The organism is Mesorhizobium sp. M1A.F.Ca.IN.020.06.1.1, from assembly GCF_004023265.1.
In the GTDB taxonomy this organism is placed as follows: Bacteria; Pseudomonadota; Alphaproteobacteria; order Rhizobiales; family Rhizobiaceae; genus Mesorhizobium.
On record NZ_RZSR01001352.1, the window covers coordinates 1 to 1,171 of the forward strand.

Below are 1,171 nucleotides of genomic sequence, written 5' to 3' on the forward strand. Positions count from 1 at the left end.
GCCGCCAACGACGCCCGGCTGTAGAACTGGCCGGCACCGTGGGCGGAGCCGACATAGGCGCCGACGATGCGCTGGAGGTGGATCTGCATCGCCCTCTCGCCCAGGCCCTCGCCCAGGGCATCGGCCGTCTCGATGATGAGCTTCTCGTGAAGATCGCGAATGCCGTCGCTGTCGAGGACGGCGAGGCCGAAGCTTTCGGAGATGAGGCTGACCTGACTGGCGTCCGGGCAGCAGAGCCGGACCATTTCGAGGGTGGCGCCCTTGCGGAGCGGGACAACGCGAGCGGACTGGCGGGAAGTGCGAGCGGTCTTGGTCATGGGATTTCCTTTCCTGGCGTTCCGCCGAAGGCCGGGACCGGCTCCTTGCTCGGCCCTCCCTTCGGGCGCGGTCCAGACAAGACCGGCGGGAAGACGGGCGCTTCAGGGTCCGGGAGGGCCAGATCGAGCAGGGTGGGTTTGCGTCCAAGCAGGGCTGACCAGCCCTCGCGCGGGACGCGGGCCCACCGTGCCGAGAACGGCTCTACCGGCCGCCGCGCGGCGCGGAACGCGGCCTTGAAGCGCACGGCCGCCGGTTTAGGACCGCACACCGAACGAAGGGAGGTCCGAGCAAGGAGCCTGACCATCGACACGGGAACGGAAGGACAGGCTGCCGTGACCAGCGGGCTCTGCAGGCAGTCCGATTGTGATTGTGCCGGTTGCGTCGCCACCAGATGAACCGGCTTGTGCCCGACAATTCGGCTGACCGCATCCGGACGAAGCGCGTGCCTGCCTTGCTGCAGAGAGGCTGATCGTCACGCTGCGCGTCCATCGAGAAAACCGCCATGCCGCTCGAGGAATCGGGCGATCGCAAAATCCTGCCGCGCGAGCTTTCGGGAGAGGGCATCGATCTCCGGCTGACGCGCAGCGGTCAGGGCGGCAAGATGTGACCGATAGCGCTCGAGGAACGCGCCGGGGTCCGGCGCCCTCCCCCGACGATAGCCTGACTGGCACGGCTGCAATTGCGAGATCATCGCCGTCATGCGCCGGATGATCTGCCGGTCGATCATGTCGAGCTGGCGCTGTGTCTGCCGGCGCGCCTCCTCCATGCGGAAGAGCTCGGTGCGGCGTTCGGGCGACAACGTCATGATGCCCGCCTCCCCTGCCACCCGACGAAGCTCGACGGGCCGTCGTAG

The 1,171-nt window shown here is 68.0% G+C and carries 1 protein-coding gene and 1 pseudogene; both read right to left on the reverse strand.

What is annotated here, in order from left to right:
• Positions 1 to 317, reverse strand: a pseudogene (locus EOA60_RS33925) (hypothetical protein); the annotation flags it as partial.
• Positions 318 to 790: 473 nt separating this feature from the next.
• Positions 791 to 1,171 (reverse strand): hypothetical protein (locus EOA60_RS33930; RefSeq protein WP_348632747.1); only part of this gene is annotated, 381 nt, incomplete at its 5' end.